Annotated in this window: 16 protein-coding genes; 8 read left to right on the forward strand and 8 right to left on the reverse strand. The window is 74.4% G+C overall.

What is annotated here, in order from left to right:
- Positions 1 to 343: 343 nt before the first annotated feature.
- A complete protein-coding gene (locus ACZ4WH_RS13785; RefSeq protein WP_468180001.1) occupies positions 344 to 895 on the reverse strand; it encodes an RNA polymerase sigma factor in 552 nt (183 codons plus the stop codon).
- Between the two features lie 330 nt (positions 896 to 1,225).
- Between ACZ4WH_RS13785 and ACZ4WH_RS13790 the strand changes: the two genes are divergently transcribed.
- The gene (locus ACZ4WH_RS13790) at positions 1,226 to 2,245 is read left to right on the forward strand and encodes an aspartate-semialdehyde dehydrogenase (protein WP_468179913.1); all 1,020 of its coding nucleotides are present in this window, start codon (positions 1,226 to 1,228) and stop codon (positions 2,243 to 2,245) included.
- 72 nt (positions 2,246 to 2,317) lie between these two features.
- On the opposite strand, the gene ACZ4WH_RS13795 is transcribed toward ACZ4WH_RS13790, so the two are convergent.
- A complete protein-coding gene (locus tag ACZ4WH_RS13795; RefSeq protein ID WP_468179915.1) occupies positions 2,318 to 2,797 on the reverse strand; it encodes a DUF1203 domain-containing protein in 480 nt (159 codons plus the stop codon).
- Positions 2,798 to 2,909: 112 nt separating this feature from the next.
- On the opposite strand from ACZ4WH_RS13795, the gene pepN reads away from it, so the two are divergent.
- A complete protein-coding gene (pepN, locus tag ACZ4WH_RS13800; protein WP_468179916.1) occupies positions 2,910 to 5,522 on the forward strand; it encodes an aminopeptidase N in 2,613 nt (870 codons plus the stop codon).
- Between the two features lie 141 nt (positions 5,523 to 5,663).
- Here the strand turns inward: pepN and ACZ4WH_RS13805 are convergent, their stop codons facing one another.
- Both ACZ4WH_RS13805 and ACZ4WH_RS13810 read right to left on the reverse strand, forming a co-directional pair.
- Positions 5,664 to 5,933: a hypothetical protein gene (locus tag ACZ4WH_RS13805; RefSeq protein ID WP_468179918.1), complete on the reverse strand. Its 270-nt coding sequence runs from the start codon at positions 5,931 to 5,933 to the stop codon at positions 5,664 to 5,666.
- Between the two features lie 196 nt (positions 5,934 to 6,129).
- Positions 6,130 to 7,095 (reverse strand): EamA family transporter, encoded by a 966-nt coding sequence (locus ACZ4WH_RS13810; RefSeq protein WP_468179920.1) that lies wholly within the window; start codon positions 7,093 to 7,095, stop codon positions 6,130 to 6,132.
- 110 nt (positions 7,096 to 7,205) lie between these two features.
- Between ACZ4WH_RS13810 and ACZ4WH_RS13815 the strand changes: the two genes are divergently transcribed.
- The gene (locus ACZ4WH_RS13815; protein ID WP_468179922.1) at positions 7,206 to 7,706 is read left to right on the forward strand and encodes a MarR family winged helix-turn-helix transcriptional regulator; all 501 of its coding nucleotides are present in this window, start codon (positions 7,206 to 7,208) and stop codon (positions 7,704 to 7,706) included.
- 141 nt (positions 7,707 to 7,847) lie between these two features.
- Here the strand turns inward: ACZ4WH_RS13815 and ACZ4WH_RS13820 are convergent, their stop codons facing one another.
- The 3 genes from ACZ4WH_RS13820 to ACZ4WH_RS13830 form a co-directional block, all read right to left on the reverse strand.
- Positions 7,848 to 8,129, reverse strand: a complete 282-nt coding sequence (locus ACZ4WH_RS13820) for a hypothetical protein (protein WP_103810356.1) — start codon at positions 8,127 to 8,129, stop codon at positions 7,848 to 7,850.
- Positions 8,130 to 8,195: 66 nt separating this feature from the next.
- On the reverse strand, positions 8,196 to 10,280 hold the full coding sequence (malQ, locus tag ACZ4WH_RS13825; RefSeq protein WP_468179924.1) for a 4-alpha-glucanotransferase: 2,085 nt from the start codon (positions 10,278 to 10,280) through the stop codon (positions 8,196 to 8,198).
- A complete protein-coding gene (locus ACZ4WH_RS13830; protein ID WP_468179926.1) occupies positions 10,281 to 10,526 on the reverse strand; it encodes a hypothetical protein in 246 nt (81 codons plus the stop codon).
- A gap of 166 nt (positions 10,527 to 10,692) precedes the next feature.
- Between ACZ4WH_RS13830 and ACZ4WH_RS13835 the strand changes: the two genes are divergently transcribed.
- The 5 genes from ACZ4WH_RS13835 to ACZ4WH_RS13855 all read left to right on the forward strand — a co-directional run bounded on the left by ACZ4WH_RS13835 (position 10,693) and on the right by ACZ4WH_RS13855 (position 15,787).
- The gene (locus ACZ4WH_RS13835) at positions 10,693 to 11,301 is read left to right on the forward strand and encodes an RNA polymerase sigma factor (RefSeq protein WP_468179928.1); all 609 of its coding nucleotides are present in this window, start codon (positions 10,693 to 10,695) and stop codon (positions 11,299 to 11,301) included.
- Positions 11,298 to 12,830, forward strand: a complete 1,533-nt coding sequence (locus tag ACZ4WH_RS13840; RefSeq protein WP_468179930.1) for a zf-HC2 domain-containing protein — start codon at positions 11,298 to 11,300, stop codon at positions 12,828 to 12,830. The genes ACZ4WH_RS13835 and ACZ4WH_RS13840 overlap by 4 nt, the downstream gene beginning before the upstream one ends.
- Positions 12,831 to 13,051: 221 nt before the next feature.
- On the forward strand, positions 13,052 to 13,825 hold the full coding sequence (locus ACZ4WH_RS13845) for an ABC transporter ATP-binding protein (protein ID WP_468179932.1): 774 nt from the start codon (positions 13,052 to 13,054) through the stop codon (positions 13,823 to 13,825).
- The gene (locus tag ACZ4WH_RS13850) at positions 13,822 to 15,153 is read left to right on the forward strand and encodes a hypothetical protein (protein ID WP_468179934.1); all 1,332 of its coding nucleotides are present in this window, start codon (positions 13,822 to 13,824) and stop codon (positions 15,151 to 15,153) included. The genes ACZ4WH_RS13845 and ACZ4WH_RS13850 overlap by 4 nt, the downstream gene beginning before the upstream one ends.
- 31 nt (positions 15,154 to 15,184) lie before the next feature.
- Positions 15,185 to 15,787 carry a hypothetical protein gene (locus ACZ4WH_RS13855; protein ID WP_468179936.1) on the forward strand — a complete coding sequence of 201 codons (603 nt, stop codon included), beginning with the start codon at positions 15,185 to 15,187 and terminating at the stop codon, positions 15,785 to 15,787.
- 123 nt (positions 15,788 to 15,910) lie between these two features.
- Here ACZ4WH_RS13855 and ACZ4WH_RS13860 read toward each other — a convergent pair whose 3' ends face one another.
- Positions 15,911 to 16,447, reverse strand: a complete 537-nt coding sequence (locus tag ACZ4WH_RS13860) for an HNH endonuclease (RefSeq protein WP_014672759.1) — start codon at positions 16,445 to 16,447, stop codon at positions 15,911 to 15,913.
- Positions 16,448 to 16,490 lie beyond the last annotated feature (43 nt).

The raw sequence follows: 16,490 nt of genomic DNA on the forward strand, positions 1-16,490 counted from the left end.
CCGGCCCCGCCGGTCCTCCCGGTCCTCAGGGTCCCCCCGCTCCTCCCGGTCCTCCCGCTCCCCCCGTTCGTCCCCGTCCTCCCGCTCCTCCCGGTCCCGCCGGAACTCTCGGTCCTCCCCGTTCTTCGCGCCACCCTTGGCGACCCCGGCGCCCCTGGCATCCCCGGCACCCATGGCGCCCCCAAAGCCCCCGGCGCCCCGAATGCCCCGGGCGTCCCCGGCGCTCCCAGCGCCCCCATCGCTCCGAGCGTCCCCGGCACCCGCGGCATCCCCGGCATCCCCGGCGCCCATGGCGCCCCCGGAGTCCCCGGCGCCCCGCCTGTCCTCGTGTTCGGCGGTCATGTCACGCCACCTCGTCCTCGTGCAGGCGGTCGCGCAGTGTGCGGACCGCCGTGTGCAGCCTGCTCTTGACCGTGCCCTCCGGGATGCCCAGCTGTTCGGCGATGTCCCGCACCGGCAGGTCGGCGAAGAAGCGCAGTACGACCACCTGCCGCTGGGCGGCCGGCAGCTCGTCCAGGCCCCGGGCGACGGCGAGGGACAGCAGGCTGGTCTCCTCGCCGGAGGCGTGCGCGGGCGCGCGCAGCGCGGCCAGCCGCTCCCCCAGCCGCTCCTGGCGCCGCTTGGCCCGGTGCCAGTCCATGGCCAGGTTGGAGGCGACCACCGCCGCCCACGCGGACACGTCCCGCGGCGCCTCGCGCCCGCTCGCGGCCCGCTCCAGCAGCCGCAGCCGGACCTGCTGCACCCCGTCCGGCAGGTCCGACTGCGGCACCCCGCCGAGCGCCAGCACCGCTCGCACCCGGCGTTCCTGGGCCGCGTCCAGCGGGTCGTCGCCGGTACCGACCGTACCGGCGACGTACGCCGCTCCCCGGTCGCGGCGCGCCTTTCCGCGCAGCACAAGCCACCCCCTCACGCGTTTGCCCCTACGACGTGACGGCGGGCCGAAACGTTCGGCCGGCGCCGGAAGTCGTCAGAGGCGTACGTCACACCCTCGTATGGCCGGGACCGGCACGGGCAGGGGCGGGACAGCACAGCTTCCGGCACCGGCGCCCGGCGGAGGGAATTCCTGCACCTCAGCCGGGTGCCCGGCCGGAGGTATGGAACCGTCCGCCGGGTGATCGTGTCCCACTCTTCGGGCACGCGCGGCAAAGAATTGGACAGGTGGACCGGGGTCGGCCGCATGATGGAAAAGCCCGGGTCAGGCAAGAGAGACATAGAGGGAGTCGCTGTGAGGGTCGGAATCGTCGGAGCCACCGGTCAGGTGGGCACGGTCATGCGCGGGATCCTCGCGGAGCGGAACTTCCCGGTCACGAAGCTGCGCCTGTTCGCCTCGGCCCGTTCCGCCGGGACCGTGCTGGACGGCGTGACGGTGGAGGACGCGGCGACCGCCGACTACACCGGCCTGGACATCGTGCTCTTCTCGGCGGGCGGCGCGACCTCCAAGGCGCTGGCCGAAAAGGTCGCCTCCCAGGGCGCCGTCGTGATCGACAACTCCTCGGCCTGGCGCAAGGACCCCGAGGTCCCGCTGGTGGTCTCCGAGGTGAACCCGCACGCCATCGCCGACCGCCCCAAGGGCATCATCGCCAACCCGAACTGCACCACGATGGCCGCGATGCCGGTGCTCAGGCCGCTGCACGAGGAGGCCGGCCTGGAGGCGCTGGTCGTCGCCACCTACCAGGCGGTGTCCGGCTCGGGTCTGGCGGGCGTGGCCGAGCTGCACGGCCAGGTGCAGAAGGTGGCCGCCGAGGCCGACAAGCTCACCCACGACGGCGCGGCGGTCGACTTCCCCGAGCCGCAGGTCTACAAGCGCGCCATCGCCTTCAACGTGCTGCCCTTCGCGGGCAACCTCGTCGACGACGGTCTGAACGAGACCGACGAGGAGCAGAAGCTGCGCAACGAGTCCCGCAAGATCCTGGAGATCCCCGCTCTGAAGGTCTCCGGCACCTGCGTGCGCGTCCCGGTGTTCTCCGGCCACTCCCTCCAGGTCAACGCCCGCTTCGCACGCCCGATCTCCCCGGAGCGCGCGACCGAGCTGCTGGCGAAGGCACCGGGCGTGGCCCTCTCCGACATCCCGACCCCGCTCCAGGCGGCCGGCCAGGACCCGTCGTACGTCGGCCGCGTCCGCCGCGACGAGACGGTGGACAACGGCCTCGCCCTGTTCATCTCCAACGACAACCTCCGCAAGGGCGCCGCACTGAACGCGGTCCAGATCGCGGAGCTGGTGGCGGCGGAACTGTCGGGGAAGTAACCCCCACCTTCGACGAGGGGCGGCCCTCCCGGCCGCCCCTTCCGCATGTCCCGACGGCAGCACGGCCGGGGCCTACCCCCGCCGCACCTCGTACAAGAAGCACCCGTACTCCACCGCCCGCACATGCACCACCGCGACCTCCGGGTCGGCGAAGGCCTCCGTGAGGGCGGGGTCGAAGGTGTCCGCGTGCTCCACCAGGCGGCCGCCGAGGATGCGGCCGTCGGCCGAGTAGCGGCGCAGGACGCGGTGGGCGTTGGTGAAGGGCAGGGCGTCACCGGCCGGGCCCGCGCACTCCTCGGCGTGGACGAAGACCGGTCCCTGTTCGTCGTAGGCCCCCGGGTCGGCGCCCGTCTCGGCGGCCCAGCGGCGCAGTGGTGCGTACGAGACCAGCGCGATCCGCTCGCCGGGCACACTGTGGCGCAGGCAGCAGCGCAGCGGGGCGTCACCCTCCTGGTCGGTCATCGGGACCAGGGGGCGGCCTGCGTCGTCGGCGGTGCGCAGCTCCTTCAGGACGGCCGGGTCGACGGGGCGTGCCGTGTGTGTCGTCGTCATGCGTTCAGCGTCCGGTTCCGGCGGCGCGCTGACCGGCGGGATACGGACATCGCGTTCCCCGTCGATCCCATGGAAGGATGACGCAACCGACACATAACGAGGAGATGACCGCGTGCCTGGCACAAACCTGACTCGCGAAGAGGCGCAGCAGCGGGCCGAGCTGCTCACCGTTGACTCGTACGAGATCGATCTCGACCTCTCCGGCGCGCAGGGTGGGGATCCCTCCCGGTCGAGCGAAGCCGAGACCGGGGGAGGTACCTACCGGTCCGTGACCACGGTGCGCTTCGACGTGGCCCGCGGCGGTGCCGAGTCCTTCATCGACCTGGTGGCCCCGACCGTCCACGAGGTGGTCCTCAACGGCGACCAGCTGGACGTCGCGGAGGTCTTCAAGGACTCGCGGATCGCGCTGCCGGGGCTGCTGGAGGGGCCGAACGTCCTGCGGGTCGTCGCGGACTGCGCCTACACCAACACCGGCGAGGGCCTGCACAAGTTCGTCGACCCGGTCGACGGCCAGGCCTACCTGTACACCCAGTTCGAGGTGCCGGACGCCCGCCGCGTCTTCGCCTCCTTCGAGCAGCCGGACCTGAAGGCCACCTTCCAGTTCACGGTGCGGGCGCCCGAGGGCTGGACGGTCATTTCCAACTCTCCGACGCCGGAGCCGAAGGACAACGTCTGGGTCTTCGAGCCGACCCCGCGGATCTCGACGTACGTCACCGCACTGATCGTCGGCCCGTACCACTCCGTGCACAGCGTGTACGAGAAGGACGGGCAGTCCGTGCCGCTCGGCATCTACTGCCGCCCCTCGCTCGCCGAGTTCCTGGACTCCGACGCGATCTTCGAGGTCACACGGCAGGGCTTCGACTGGTTCCAGGAGAAGTTCGACTACGCCTACCCCTTCAAGAAGTACGACCAGCTCTTCGTGCCCGAGTTCAACGCGGGCGCCATGGAGAACGCGGGCGCGGTCACCATCCGTGACCAGTACGTCTTCCGGTCCAAGGTGACCGACGCGGCGTACGAGGTCCGCGCGGAGACCATCCTGCACGAGCTGGCCCACATGTGGTTCGGCGACCTGGTCACCATGGAGTGGTGGAACGACCTGTGGCTGAACGAGTCGTTCGCCACCTACACCTCCATCGCCTGCCAGGCCGCCGCGCCCGGCTCGCGCTGGCCGCACTCGTGGACCACGTTCGCCAACTCGATGAAGACCTGGGCGTACCGGCAGGACCAGCTGCCGTCCACGCACCCGATCATGGCGGACATCCGCGACCTGGACGACGTCCTCGTCAACTTCGACGGCATCACGTACGCCAAGGGCGCGTCCGTCCTGAAGCAGCTCGTCGCCTACGTCGGCGAGGACGAGTTCTTCAAGGGCGTGCAGGCGTACTTCAAGGCGCACGCGTTCGGCAACACGCGCCTGTCCGACCTGCTGGGCGCCCTGGAGGAGACCTCCGGCCGCGACCTGAAGACCTGGTCGAAGAAGTGGCTGGAGACGGCCGGCATCAACATCCTCCGCCCCGAGGTGGAGACCGACGCCGATGGCCTGATCACCTCCTTCGCCGTCCGCCAGGAGGCCCCGGCCCTGCCCGCCGGCGCCAAGGGCGAGCCGACGCTGCGCCCGCACCGCATCGCGATCGGCCTCTACGACCTCTCCGACGCCGGCAAGCTGGTGCGCACCGAGCGGATCGAGCTGGACGTCGACGGTGAGCTGACCGCCGTACCGCGGCTGACGGGCACGCGCCGTCCGGCGGTGATCCTCCTCAACGACGACGACCTGTCCTACGCCAAGGTCCGTCTGGACGAGGAGTCGCTGAAGACCGTCACCGAGCATCTCGGCGACTTCGAGGCGTCCCTGCCGCGCGCCCTGTGCTGGGCGTCCGCCTGGGACATGACGCGGGACGCCGAGCTGGCCGCCCGGGACTACCTCTCCCTGGTGCTGTCCGGCATCGGCAAGGAGTCCGACATCGGCGTCGTGCAGTCCCTGCACCGCCAGGTCAAGCTGGCCATCGACCTGTACGCCGCCCCGGCCGCCCGCGAGGCCCTGCTGACCCGCTGGACCGACGCCACGCTGGCCCATCTGCGCGCGGCCGAGCCGGGCAGCGACCACCAGCTGGCCTGGGCGCGTGCCTTCGCGGCGACCGCGCGCACCCCGGAGCAGCTGGACCTGCTGGAGGCCCTGCTCGACGGCACGCAGACCGTCGAGGGCCTGACCGTCGACACCGAGCTGCGCTGGGCCTTCGTCCAGCGGCTCGCGGCCGTCGGCCGGTACGACGAGGCGGAGATCGCGGGCGAGTACGAGCGGGACAAGACGGCGGCCGGCGAGCGGCACGCGGCCACGGCCCGCGCGGCCCGTCCGACGCCAGAGGCGAAGGCGGAGGCCTGGTCCTCGGTCATCGACTCCGACAAGCTGCCGAACGCCGTGCAGGAGGCCGTGATCGGCGGCTTCGTGCAGACCGACCAGCGGGAGCTGCTCGCGCCCTACACGGACAAGTACTTCGAGGTTCTCAAGGACGTCTGGGGCTCCCGTTCGCACGAGATCGCCCAGCAGATCGCGATCGGCCTCTACCCGTCGGTCCAGGTCTCCGAGGAGACCCTGGCCAAGACGGATGCCTGGCTCGCCTCGGCCGAGCCGACCGCGGCCCTGCGCCGCCTCGTCTCGGAGTCCCGCGCGGGCATCGAACGGGCCCTGAAGGCCCAGGCGGCGGACGCGGCGGCCCCCGCCGAGTAGCCGCCCGCACGCCGACAGGGGCGCCCGGTGCCACACCGGGCGCCCCTTCGTGTGCGGGTCCCGGCGGCATGCCGATGCCGGGCGGGCTGGGGCCCGTCCGGCATCGGGGTGGGTTCAGCGGTTCGGGACCGTTGTCGGCTGTCAGTTGACGACGACCACCACGACGCCTCCGCCGCCGAAGCCGGGGACGAAGCCCGGGCCGTAGAAGTTGTTGCGGAAGCCGTTGGAGAAGCCGTTGCCGTAGCAGTTGTTGAACCCGAAGCCGCCTCGGTTGAAGCAGCCGTGGTTGGTGGTGACCTGGTCCGGGGTCGCTGCCGAGGCCGTGCCTGCCGTTCCGATCGCGGCACCTCCGGCCAGGAGGACGCCGGCCGCGGATACCGCGAAGAGACGCCTCACGCTACGTGCTGTCATGGGCCTACCTTCCTTCCACGCCCTCGCGGGGTTCACGGTCCGGGGGCGATGGCCGCGGCCGCGGTGCGAACGTGGCACGGCGCGGTCGTAGGTGTTGCCGCGGGGGACGAGCAGCAGGCCTGGCCACTTCGGCTGCCGTTCCCGGTGAACAGGGCACTCGCCGCCTGCGGCGGGCACACCCCTGATCGCGGCCCTTTTACTTCACGCTAACCGGCCTCCGGTGAGTCAGCATCTCGGACCGCCACGGACCGTGACCGCTCGGCCGCCACCGATGCCGTCCGGTGAACGATCCCCGCCCGCCGGAGAACTGACCCGCCACCGTCGCGGCGAACGCCAGCGCCATGCCCGCCAGCTGCACGGGGGTGAGCGTCTGACCGAGGACCGCCCAGCCGACGACGGCGGCGGTCAGCGGGGAGAGGGGGCCGAGGAAGGCCGCCTGAGTGGCGGTGAGCCGGCCGATGCCGCGGAACCAGAGCCAGTAGGCGACGGCCGTGTTGGCCAGGGCGAGGTAGAGGTAGCCGCCGGCGGCGCGGGCGTCGAGGGCGGGCGGCGCGCCCTCGGCCAGGAGGGCGACCGGGGCGATGAGCAGGCCGCCCGCGGTGAGCTGCCAGCCGGTGAACGCGAGCGGACCGACCCCGTCCGGGCGGCCCCAGCGCTTGGTCAGCACGGTGCCGGCGGCCATGGCGGCGGTGGACGCGAGGGCCGCGAGGACGCCGACGAGGTCGAGTGCGCCGGCCCCCTTCAGCACGACGAGGCTGACGCCGAGCGCGGCCACCAGCCCGGTGAGCAGGGTGCGCCGGTCCGGCCGTTGACCGAGCAGCAGTGCCGAGAGCCCGACGACGAACAGCGGTCCGGCCGAGCCGACGACCGCGGCCGTCCCGCCTGGCAGCCGGTACGCCGCGACGAACAGCAGCGGGAAGAAGGCGCCGATGTTCAGCGCCCCGAGCACGGCCGCCTTGGCCCACCAGGTGCCGCGCGGCAGCACCCGGGTGAGGGCGAGCAGCAGCAGCCCGGCGGGCAGGGCCCGCGCCAGGGCCGTGAACAGGGGGCGGTCCGGCGGCAGGAACTCGGTGGTGACCGCGTAGGTGGTGCCCCAGGAGACCGGGGCGAGGGCGGTGACGGCGATGACTGCGGTGCTGGTACCCGGGCGGCGTGTGGGCATGGGAGGCCCCTTCCGAAAGCGGCTGCTCACTCCTAAGTAGCTTAGCTTCAAGCTACTTAGCGTCAAGCCACTTTCTTGCGGGCGAGTGGGATCGGGCCGATACTCTCCACATGCAACAACAGCCCGCGGACACCGTCGACGCGATCACCGAGCAGTGGGCGCGCGTGCGGCCCGACCTGGACACCCGGGCGATGGAGGTCTTCGGCCGGATCTTCCGGCTCTCGCGCGCGATGGGCGACCGGATGGAGAGGGCGTACAAGCCCTACGGCATCTCCCGCGGCGAGTTCGACGTCCTGGCCACCCTGCGCCGGTCCGGCGAGCCGTACACCCTCTCGCCGCGCCAACTGTCGGCCACGCTCATGCTCACCACCGGGGGGATGACCGGCCGGCTCGACAAACTGGAGCGCGCCGGACTGCTGCGCCGCTCCCCCGACCCGCACGACCGGCGCGGCCTGAAGGTGACCCTCACCGAGGAGGGGCTGCGGCTGATCGACGAAGCGGTGGGCGCCGGGCTGGCGGAGGAGAGCGCCGCGCTGTCCGCCCTGGACGCCGAAGAGGCCGGCCACCTGGCCGGCCTGCTGCGCAAGCTGCTCGACGCCACGGCCGACTAGCCGTCGTCGGCAGCGCGGAGCACGCTCACGAAAACGCCCGGGCGCTCACGAGAACGCCGGGGACGCCGGTCTCATCCGGGTACGGCGTGCGCGCGTACCGACGGGAGGACCGGCGCCCCCGGCGAACGAACCGACGGTCGCTCAGGCCTTGGCCCGCGCGTCGGACTTGACGTTGATGTTGGACGAGGTGGTGTCCTTCTTGGCCCGGGACTTGTCGAGGGCCATCACCAGACCGGCGATGACCAGGAACAGCACCACCGGGGCAAAGACGTACAGGCCCAGCGTCTCGATGACGCTCAGGCCCTTGCCGGGGTCGTCGCCGTCGTCGCGGGTCAGCGCGAGCGCGGGGGACGACATGAGCAGCATCATCAGCGTCGTACCGGCGGCCAGGGCGCCGGCGCGCAGGGCGTTCTTCTTGTCCACGGAATCAAGTTAGCGAACCGCCGTCGGGGCCGCGCGGCCGGGGTGCCCGTACGGGGGCGAACGGGGTCAGCGGAGCACCTCCAGCAGGGCCCGGAGCCGGGGCGAGGCCACCAGTTCCTCCAGCGGTACCGGGCGGCCGTCGGCGTCGGCGATGGGCAGCCGCCAGTTCGGGTACTGGTCCCAGGTGCCCGGCAGGTTCTGCGGGCGGCGGTCGCCGATGCCGTCCGGGAGCCAGACGCCGATCAGCCGGGCGGGAGTGCGCAGCAGGAAGCGGTGGACGGCGCGGATCTCCTCCTCCTCGTCGGAGCCGGGCGGTCCGGCCGCCGGGCTGTCCAGCAGAGCGAGGCTGCCGAGCAGGGCGAGCCACTCGGCGGTGTCGGCGGCGGCCTCTGCGCGCTCCTCGGCGGCCGAACGGGTGAGCAGGCCGAGGCGGTCGCGCAGGTCGACGTGGTCGCCGGTGAGCCGGGCGGCGGTGGGCGGCAGGTCGTGGGTGGTGGCGGTGGCCAGGCAGTCGGCGCGCCAGCGGTCGGGCGGCAGCGGGTGGCCGTCGCCCTCCCAGTCCCGTTCGAACCAGAGCACGGAGGTGCCGAGCACCCCGCGCCGCTGGAGCGTCTCGCGCACGCCGGGCTCTACGGTGCCGAGGTCCTCGCCGATCACGACGGCTCCCGCGCGGGTCGCCTCCAGGGCCAGGAGGGCGAGCATGGCGTCGGCGTCGTAGCGGACGTAGGTGCCGTCGGTGGGCGGGCTGCCCTGGGGGACCCACCAGAGCCGGAACAGGCCCATGACGTGGTCGATGCGCAGGGCGCCGGCGTAGCGGAACAGGGCGCGCAGGAGGTCGCGGTAGGGGGCGTGGCCGGTCGCGGCGAGCCGGTCGGGGCGCCAGGGCGGCAGGCCCCAGTCCTGGCCACGGGCGTTGAAGGCGTCCGGCGGGGCGCCGACGGACATCCCGGCGGCGAACACGTCCTGCTGGGCCCAGGCGTCGGCGCCCACCGGGTGCACGCCCACGGCGAGGTCGTGCACGATCCCGACGGGCATGCCGGCCTCGCGGGCGGCGCGCTGGGCGGCGCGGAGCTGGCCGTCCGTGAGCCAGGCGAGGCGGGTGTGGAACTCCACCCGGTCGGCGAGTTCCTCCCGGGCCCGGGTGGTGACGGCCGAGCGGGGGTCGCGCAGCCCGTCCGGCCAGCGGTGCCAGTCGGAGCCGTAGATCTCGGCGAGGGCGCACCAGGTGGCGTGGTCGTCCAGGGCCTGGCCGTGGTCGGCGCGGAAGGCGTCGTAGGCGGCCTGGCGGCCGGGCCCGAGCGGGACCCGCGCGACCAGCTCCAGTGCCTCCCGCTTCAGCTCCCACACCGCGTCCCGGTCGATGAGGGCGCCCTTCTCCAGGACGGCGGCGCGCAGCCGACCGGCCCGCTCCAGCAGCCCGCCGAGCCGCTCGCGGTCCTCGACGTACGCGCACTCGGGGACGTCCTCGATCCGCAGGTGGACGGGGTCGGGGAAGCGGCGGGAGGAGGGGCGGTACGGGGACGGGTCGGTGGGGGCGCCGGGTACGGCCGCGTGCAGCGGGTTGACCTGGACGAACCCGGCACCGGCGGTGCGTCCGGCCCAGCCGGCCAGCTCGGCGAGGTCGGCGAGGTCGCCCATGCCCCAGGAGCGGCGGGAGAGCAGGGAGTACAGCTGGACGAGGAGGCCGTAGGAACGGCCGGGCGGGGCGGGCAGCCGGTCCGGGGCGACGACGAGACACGCCTCACCGGTCCGCCCGTCGGGTGCGGAGGCGGTCAGCCGGTGGACGCCGAGTGGAAGATCCCCGGCCCCCTCCTGCTCGTCCCCGTCCTCCGTCTCGACGCGCAGCCGGGTGCCGGAGGGCAGTGCGGTGAGGGCGGCGGGCGGCTCCGCGCCGGCCCACTGGACCACCGTCGGCGGCAGCAGGCGCTCGCGCAGTTCGCGTTCCCTGGCGGCGAGGGCGGCGCGTACGGCGTCCGGGCCGGCCGCGTCGACGCCGAGGGCGGCGAGGGCGGCGGTCACGGCGGAGGCGGGGACCTGGACGGTACGGTCCGGGGCGGGGCGGTAGGAGGTGGCGACCCCGTGCAGCTCGGCGAGCCGGGCGAGGTCCTCCGTGGGGTGCTCGTCGGGGTGCTCGTCGGGCGCCGCGGCCATTTACAGCCCCGGCGCGAAGGAGTCCGGGACCGGGTCGGACTCGCTGGTCAGCGGGGCGGCCTCGGCGAGCGGGGGCTCGCTGGTCAGGGGCTCGGCGTCGGGCAGCGGCGGCTCGCTGGTCAGCGGTGCCTGCGCGCACGCGCTCTCCGCGCTGAAGACGCACAGCGGCGCCGCGTCGGTCTCGGCGGACGGCGCCGCCACGGGTTTGAGCTGGGCCGGGATCGTGAGTCGAGCCGGTGCGGCCACGAGGGCCTCCTTGTCGCTGTGCGGATGCTGCGGCTTTGGACGGGTTACGGCAGGCCTACCCCGTGAGCCCGCCGCCACGCGCGGCAAAAACCGGTGCCGGGGGCGGTCCGGGTGATCCGGCACCGGTCCGGTGATCGATAGAGGGGGTGTGAGACTGTTCCGCCCCATGGGGGGCCAGCGGGAGAAGGACGACGGGAGCGGCGGGGACGCGGCCCTGTTGCGGGCCGTCGCGCGGGGGGACGCCTCGGCGATGGCCGCCCTGTACGACCGGCACGCCGGGTGGCTGCACGCGCGGCTGACGCGCCGGTGCGCCGACCCCGAACTGGTGCGGGAGGTGCTCCAGGACACGTTCGTCACGGTGTGGCGGTCGGCGGCCGGGCACCGCGGGCAGGAGGCCGGCGGCTGGCTGTGGACGATCGCCGTGCGCCGACTGGTCGACGCGCGACGGGCGCAGGAGCGGGCGGCGCGGGTCGCGGGACCGCTGCCGGACCCGGAGTCCCACGGGCGGTACGAGTCCGCCGCCGCGCCGTCCGCCGAGGACCGGGTGCTGGCGGCTCTGGAGTACGGCGATGTCGGCACCGCGCTCGACCGGATCTCCCCCGAGCTGCGGGAGGTGCTGCGGGCGACGGTCGTCGACGGGCTGAGCACCCGCGAGGCGGCCCGGCTCCTCGGCATCCCGGAGGGCACGGTCAAGTCCCGGGCCCGCCGCGCCCGCGCGGAGTTGCGCGAAGCGCTGGCCCAGCTCAACCCGTCCCCGTTGGGAGGCACGGCATGACCCACCGCGACAGCCACCAGTGGCACACCCCCGACGACCAGGTGACCCGCTACGCCGACGGCACCCTGCCGGAACCGGACGCCTGGTCCCTGGAGAAACACGTGGAGACCTGCGCGAGGTGCGCGTCCCGGGTGTCGGCCGCGGTACGCGGTACGGCGGCCGGGGCGGTACTGGCAGAAGTACGGGCGGCGGTGCTGAAGGCGGCACCGTGGGCGGCCGGATCGGCACGGCCGGCCCACGCCCCGGGCGCGGACCTGGAGCCGGCACGGGCATCGGGAACGGCGGTATCAGAGGAACCGGACCTCGGCCGGGCGGCGATGACCCCCGCGCCGAACACAGCCGGATCGACCGAACCGGCCCTCGACCGGACGGCGCTCGTGCCGGTGCCCGAGACGGTCGGATCGACGGAACCGGACCTCCACCGGGCGGCGATGACCCCCGCGCCGAACACAGCCGGATCGACCGAACCGGCCCTCGACCGGACGGCGCTCGTGCCGGCGCCCGAGACGGTCGGATCGACGGAACCGGCCCTCCACCGGGCGGCGATGACCCCCGCGCCGAACACAGCCGGATCGACCGAACGGGCCCTCGACCGGACGGCGCTCGTGCCGGCGCCCGAGACGGTCGGACCGACGGAACCGGACCTCCACCGGGCGGCGATGACCCCCGCGCCGAACACAGCCGGATCGACCGAACCGGCCCTCGACCGGACGGCGCTCGTGCCGGTGCCCGAGACGGTCGGATCGACGGAACCGGCCCTCCACCGGGCCGCGATGACCCCCGCGCCGGACACAGCCGGATCGACCGAACCGGCCCTCCGCCGGGCGGCGTTCGTGCCGGTGTCCGAGGCGGTCGGACGGGGGAAGCCGTTCTCCGGTGCGGTCGTGGGGCGGCCCGCGCTGTCGCGGCTCGTCCGGCTGTTGTGGGCCGCCGGGCCCGCCGTGCGGGGGGCGTGGCTGCCGGCCGTGCTGGGTGTGGCCGTGGCCGCGCCGGCCCTGTCGTACGGGGCCGGGTTCCCCGGGACACGCGCGCTGCTGCTGGCCATCGCTCCCGTGGTGCCCGTCGCCGGGGTCGCCCTGTCCTACGGTCCGCACGCGGACCCCTTGCACGAGGTCACCGCGGCCACGCCGGGCGGCGGGCTACGGCTCGCGCTCACCCGTACGGTCGCCGTACTCGCGGTGAGCCTGCCGCTGCTGACCCTCACCGGGCTGCTGCTGCCCGCCTCGGGCGCACCGGCCGCGGCGGCCTGGCTGCTGCCCGGGCTGACGCTGGCGCTGGCCTCGCTGGCCCTGGCCTCCATCGTGGGGTGCCGGGCGGCGGCCGGGGTGACGGGCGGCGGCTGGCTGTGCGCCGTCCTGGCACCGGTGGCCGTCGCCCCGGGTGGTGCGGCGACCGTACGGCTGGCCGAGCAGCTCTCCCGCTGCCTGGACGGCGTCGCCGCGCAGAGCGCGTGGGCGGCGGCGGCCGTCCTGAGCGCGACCCTGCTGACGGCCCGCCGCCCGGCGTACGACCGCCCACTGCGGCCGTGACGCCGCCCTTACCGCTCCGCCCCGCGGGGTCCGGCGCCACGGCCGCGCTCACCAGGCCGACCAGAGCCTGTCACCCCGATCACCTCTGACGACACCCCGGGACCACCGGTGGCCAATGGCACGCGGGGCCACCCACCGCGCCCCCCATGCCGAGCCCCCGCGCCCCCGACCGAACAACGCCGGGACCCACTCTCGGTCCCGTGCCCTCCCCTGGAGAGACGATGAGTTCCATACGTGTGACCGGCCTGCGGGTCCGGCACCGCAAGACGCTCGCCCTCGACGCGCTCGACCTCGTGCTGGGCACCGGTGTGCACGGGCTGCTCGGGCCGAACGGGGCCGGGAAGACCTCGCTGATCCGGGTGCTGGCCACGGTGGCGCGGCCGGACGCCGGCCGGGTGGAGCTGCTCGGCGAGGACACCGCGGGTCACCGCGGGCTGGCCGGGGTGCGGCGCCGACTGGGCTACCTGCCGCAGGAGTTCGGCTACTACCCGGGGTTCACCGTGCGGGAGTTCGTGGCGTACGTGGCCTGGCTGAAGGAGATGCCGCCCGCGAACGTACCGGCGGCCGTGGAGCGGGCCGTGGCCCGGGTCGGTCTCGGGGACCGTATCGACGCGAAGGTCCGGACGCTGTCCGGCGGCATGGTCCGCCGGGTCGGCATCGCCCAGGCCGTCGTCAACGACCCCGCCGTCCTGCTGCTGGACGAGCCGACCGCCGGTCTGGACCCGGAGCAGCGGGTGGAGTTCCGCGAGCTGCTGCGCGAGCTGGGCGCCTCGGCGACCGTGGTGGTCTCCACCCACCTGGTGGAGGACGTGGCCGCCGCCTGCACGGAGGTCACCCTGCTGGACGGAGGCCGGATCGCGTACCGGGGCACGCCCGAGGAACTCACCCTGCTCGGTGAGGCGTCCGACGGGCCGGGCGACCATCCGATCGAGCGCGGGTACACGGCGGCGCTGCGGGCGCACCGCGCGCGTGGTGCGCGGGAGGCGGTGCGATGACCCTCGTCACCGGACCGAGGACGTCCGTACGCGCACCGCATCCGCTGCGGGCCGAGGCCGTCCGGGGTTTCGCGCCCTGGGCCGGGGCCGCGGTGGTGCTGACGCTCGGCATGACCCTGTGGGGGAAGGCGGACCGCTGGCAGGGCGGGTGGTCGGAGACCGCCGACCAGGTGCACTCGGCGATGCTGATCACTCTTCCGCTGGCCGCGGCGGCGGGCTGCTGGCAGGGCGGCCGGGAGCGCCGGCGCCGTACGGAGGAGCTGTGGGGGACGACCGTACGGCCGCCGCTCACCCGGCTGCTGGCCGCTGCGCTGCCCGTCGCGCTCTGGGTGGCCGCCGGCTACCTGGTCGCGGTGGCCCTGGCCCTGCTCGCCACCTGGCCCTACGCCCAGGGTGACCGTCCCCATCCGGCGCTGGTGCCCGGGGACGCGGTCGCCATGGCGGCGGGCGCGCTGGCCGGGCATGTGGTGGGCCGGGTGGTGCCGACGCGGCTCGCGGCGCCGCTGCTGGCGATGGCCGGCTATCTGGGCCTCGGGATCGTGACGGCCGACGGCTCGGCACCCGGCCGCGCCCTGAGTCCCACCATCTCGCCCCTGGACGGCGGGCTGCCCGTGTGGTGGCAGCCGTGGGCCATGGCGGTGTGGACGGGCGGCCTCGCGGTCGCCGCCGCGCTGGCGTACGCGGCCCGGCGCCGGGTGACGGCCCTGCTGCCGCTGGCCGCCGCGCTGGCCGCGGGCACGCTGCTCGCGCAGACCGGGGACGGCCTGTGGCACTCCGACCCGCTCTCCCGCCGCCAGGTGTGCGACACCTCCACCACCCCGGCGGTGTGCGTCAACGCCCGGTACGCCGGGATGCTCCCGCAGGTCAGAGATGCCCTGTCGGGGGTCACGGGCAAGCTGGACGGTGTGCGGAACCTGCCGGTGCGGTGGGCGGACCACGGCGGCGCCCCGCGCGCCGACGAGGCCCGGCTGCCGGGCATCACACCGCTGGGCTGGTCGGCCGTGCGGGGGCGGCTGACCGATCCGGAGCAGTTCGCGTGGGAGGCCGTCGCCGCGCTGGAGGGCTACGACTGTCCCGAGCGGACCGGGACGGCCCGGGTGCTCAGGGCGGGCGACGCGGTGGAGTACTACCTCGCGCCGACCTCGACGCGGAAGGCGATCGACGAGGACGACGCCCGGGGTGACGCGACCCGGCGCGCCGACCTGCGCGAGCGCCGCGCGGCCCGGGCGAAGCTGGCCGGCATGGACGAGCGGACGCGCCGCGCGTGGCTGTCGGCCTACTTCGCGGCCCGCGCCGACTGTGACGCCGAGGGGGTTCCGGCCCTGTGACCGGACCCGTCTCCAAGGAGGTGCCGGCCCTGTGACCGGATTCCTGCTGTACGCCCGCTCCCGGGCGCTGCCCACCACCCTGGCCGCGCTCGCCGGTACCGCCGCCTTCGCCCTCTGGGCGGCCGGCCGGCTGGACGCCTACCTCGACCCCGACCGCCGGGTGCCGATCGTGGCGCTGGCGCCGCTGCTGGCGTCGGCGGTGATCGGAGCGAGCCTGTACACCCCCTCGGACGAACTGGACCGGACGGCCGTACGCCCCTGGTGGCCGCGCCGGCTGGCCCAGCTGACGGCCCTGACCGCACTGGCGGCCCTGCTGGTCGTCCCGGCCGTCCTCGGCCACACGGACACCTTCGGCCCGCCCGCCGTGCTCCGCAACACCCTCGGCTGCACGGGCGTCACCGCGGCGGCGGCGGTGTTCCTGGGCGCCCGCCTGAGCTGGCTCCCCGCGTTCGCCTACGTCACCGCCGTATACCTGGGCTCCACCACGGCACGCGGCCGGGCGGCCACGGTCTGGGCCTGGCCGATGCAGCCGGGCGCCCAGCCGGGCGCCTGGACGGTGGCCCTGACCGCGTTCGCCGTGGGAGCGGCCCTGTACGCGGCGCGCGGTGCCCGCCCGGAGGGGCCGCGGGCCTGAACCCCGGGCGGCGGAGCCAAGCCGAAGGGGCGCGGGGAACTGCGCGAAGGCGCCCCACGCGCCCGCGGCCGCCGACGAACCACCGCCGCCCCTTCTTATAGGCGCAAACACACCGGCCCGGGTCTAGGCAGAGATGCCGTCGATCCGGGCCAGAGCATCATCCGCGCCGTACGGCTGCAAGTACGGCAACCAGCGCGGGTCACGATGCCCCGTGCCGATGATCCGCCAGGCAAGTCCGGTCGGCGGAGCGGGTTTGTGCCGCAGCCGCCAGCCCAGTTCCACGAGGTGACGGTCGGCCTTGACATGGTTGCAGCGGCGGCAGGACGCCACCACGTTGTCCCAGACGTGCTTGCCCCCGCGACTGCGCGGGATGACGTGGTCGACGCTGGTTGCGACGCCACCGCAGTACATGCACCGGCCCCCGTCGCGCGCGAACAGCGCACGGCGGGTCAGAGGAACAGGCCCCCGATAGGGGACCCGGACGAATCGCTTGAGCCGGACCACGCTGGGTGCGGGGAGGGTGACGGTTGCGCTGTGCATATAGGCGCCGGATTCCTCCAGGGAGACGGCCTTGTTCTCCAGGACGAGGACGAGCGCGCGGCGGAGCGGTACGACGCCGAGCGGCTCGTACGACGCGTTGAGGACCAGGACATGCGGCACGGGTGCCTCCTTGGGCGTCGGCGGCGCGTGGCTCGCGCCGGGA

The organism is Streptomyces sp. NPDC029138, from assembly GCF_055564375.1.